We start from the raw sequence: 2,499 nt of genomic DNA, 5'->3' as shown, positions 1-2,499 counted from the left end.
GGCGGCGGACTCCGCGGCGGCGGTCGAGTCCGCGCCCCGCCCGCCTCCCGCCTCGCCCACCAGGGCCAGGACCTCGGAGGCGTTGCCCCGCACCGCCGTCGGCCGATGTTCGATCAGCCGCCGCGCGAGCGGGGTGCGGACCGGGGCGATCCCGATCGCCGTCGGGTCCAGCACCCAGGGCCGCTGCTGCTCGCGCGCGACTGCGACGGTGGCGGGGATGCCGTCCATCGCGTCGGTCGAGAGGGTGCCGAGGTTGATCAGCAGCGCGTCCGCGACGGTCGTGACCACCGGGGCCTCGACGACGGTCTCGGTCATCATCGGCCGCGCCCCGGCGGCGAGGAGCCCGTCGGCCACCAGCTGCATCGACACGGTCGCGGTGAGGCAGTGGACCAGCGGTGCCGCCTCCCGCACCGCCGCCAGGACGGGCAGGGCGCGGGCGAGATCTGGGTCGTCGGCGGGGCTCATCGCGTGCTCCGCTCGGCGACCGTGTCGAGGTCCGCGTCGATCTCGCGCGGGGAGAGCCGCGGGCCGAGCAGCGCCCCGACCACCACGAGCAGCCCGCCGAGCGCGACCATCCCCATCACCGTGGCGTGCCGGCCGAGCAGCGGCTCGAGCGCCGGCACATAGAACGGGTACAGCGCCGGCAGCACGAGGGAGAGGCTGTAGGCGGAGCCGTAGCCGGTCGAGCGGATCGCGGTGGGGAACCGCTCGGAGAGATAGGCGGCGATCGGACCGTAGGCGGAGACCGTCGCGACCTGCAGCAGCGCGGCGAGCAGCGTCGCGACGGCGAGGGTCGGCGCGGTGACCGCCGCCCACCACAGCACCGGTCCGACGAGTCCCGCGACGGCGCCCCACACCACGAGCAGTCGCCGCCTCCCGACGAGGCTCGAGAGGTGCCCCGCGAGCGCCATCACGAGCGCCTGCGCGATCGAGGCCGCGCCCATCACCAGCGGCACCGCCTCCGGGGCGGTCGGCGAGTCGGTGGACAGCCGGGCCGTCAGCAGCAGCACGGTCGAGTCGGTGAGCAGCCACAGCCCCGTCATCAGCACGAACGCCGCCCAGAACGCGGACGCCCACCGTCCGGTGAGCAGGCCGCGGAGGCCCGGTCGCGGGGCCGACGGGGTGGCCGACGCCGGTGCTCGCCGGGCCTGCGGCGCATCGACCACGTGCCGCCGGTAGTAGAGCATCATCCCGATCGACAGCGCCGCGCCCGCGACGAACAGCGCCCGCCAGCCCCAGGCCGCGTACTGCTCCGGCCCGAGAGCCGCCAGCAGCGCCGCGACGGCGAAGGCGATCGTGGCCTGCGCCCACGGTGCCATCGAGAGGATCAGCCCGCTCATCAGCCCGCGCCGCCGCGGCATCGACCACTCCATCGACAGCGGGATCGCGGCCGAGTACTCGCCGGCCACGAAGATCCCGCCGAGGAAGCGCAGCGCCAGGATCAGCGCGACCGTGCCCGGGCCGAGCACCTGGTGGGCGGGGACGAGGGCGATCGCGAGCGCGCACGCCGCGGTGCCCGCGATCGCGAGACGGGTGGTGCGGGTGCGCCCCATGCGGTCCGCGATCCTCCCGAACACCACCCCGCCGACGGGCCGGCCCAGCAGCATCGCGACGATGATCAGCGCCGCCGCCGACGCGGTCGCCGACGGCCCCGCGATCACGAGCATTGCCGGGGCCAACGCCGTGACCGGCAGGAACACATGGATGTTGTCGATGAAGTTCCCGACCACGCCGGCGCGCAGCGCGGCCCGACCCTCGGGCGGCAGGGCGCGGGTGCCGGTCGCGGCGATCGAGGCGGCGGTCATCGAGTCGCCCCCGCGAGAGCCGGGCTCGGGTCGATCACGGAGGGACTCGCACGCCGCGCCTGTTCGAAGAACTCCAGCTCGTGACGGCAGGCGAGGAGGAAGGCGCGCGCCGCCTCCGCCCGCACGGCGGGCTCGGCGGCCCCGAGCTCGCGCTCGACGACGCCGAGCGCCCCGCGCACCCCCTCCACGAAGGTGGGGTCGCGGTAGGTCAGGAGCCACCCCGCGTAGGGGTGCTCGTCCGGTACCTCGGGCAGGCTCGCCCCGACCTGCGCGTACAGCCAGAAGCAGGGCAGCGCCGCGGCCGCTCCGACGGCCGTCGGGTCCCCGAGCGCCCGGGCGAGCAGGAAGTCGGTGTATGAACTGGTCACCGGGCTGACGGCCACCTCCGCCGCGTCAGGACGGGTCGCGAGCCAGCCGCGGTGGAGCTCGAGCTCGGTATCCATGCAGTGCCGGGAGGAGTCCGACCAGAACTCCCGCGCGGCAGGGTCCTCCGAGGTCGCGGCGAGGGTCGCGAGTGCGCGGGAGTAGCGCTGCAGGTAGTGAGCGTCCTGCGCGAGATAGAAGGAGAACTGCCCCTCGGGCAGGCTCCCGTCCACGAGCGCCGCCGCGAAGCCGGAGCCCTCGATCGCGCCGGCGAGCGGCGCCCCGGCCGCCCACAGCGCCTCGGTCCACGGGCCGACGGGCGGGACCGAGG

Annotated in this window: 2 protein-coding genes and 1 pseudogene; all 3 read right to left on the bottom strand. The window is 75.5% G+C overall.

Annotation, left to right across the window (positions count from 1 at the left end):
• A partial coding sequence (locus HMPREF3159_RS06910) for a hydroxyethylthiazole kinase (RefSeq protein ID WP_210388851.1) occupies positions 1 to 465 on the bottom strand: 465 nt, incomplete at its 3' end.
• On the bottom strand, positions 462 to 1,805 hold the full coding sequence (locus HMPREF3159_RS06905) for an MFS transporter (RefSeq protein ID WP_083305843.1): 1,344 nt from the start codon (positions 1,803 to 1,805) through the stop codon (positions 462 to 464). The genes HMPREF3159_RS06910 and HMPREF3159_RS06905, both read right to left, overlap by 4 nt.
• Positions 1,802 to 2,499 (bottom strand): annotated as a pseudogene (locus HMPREF3159_RS06900) (bifunctional hydroxymethylpyrimidine kinase/phosphomethylpyrimidine kinase); the annotation flags it as partial. The pseudogene HMPREF3159_RS06900 and the gene HMPREF3159_RS06905, both read right to left, overlap by 4 nt.

The sequence above is a fragment of the Brachybacterium sp. HMSC06H03 genome (assembly GCF_001807385.1).
Classification (GTDB): domain Bacteria; phylum Actinomycetota; class Actinomycetes; order Actinomycetales; family Dermabacteraceae; genus Brachybacterium; species Brachybacterium conglomeratum.
This window is presented reverse-complemented; position numbering and strand designations above follow the sequence as displayed.

Excerpts from the sequence above, each read along its gene's own strand:
- HMPREF3159_RS06905 (WP_083305843.1), bottom strand. The coding sequence starts at position 1,805 with ATGACCGCCGCCTCGATCGCCGCGACCGGCACCCGCGCCCTGCCGCCC.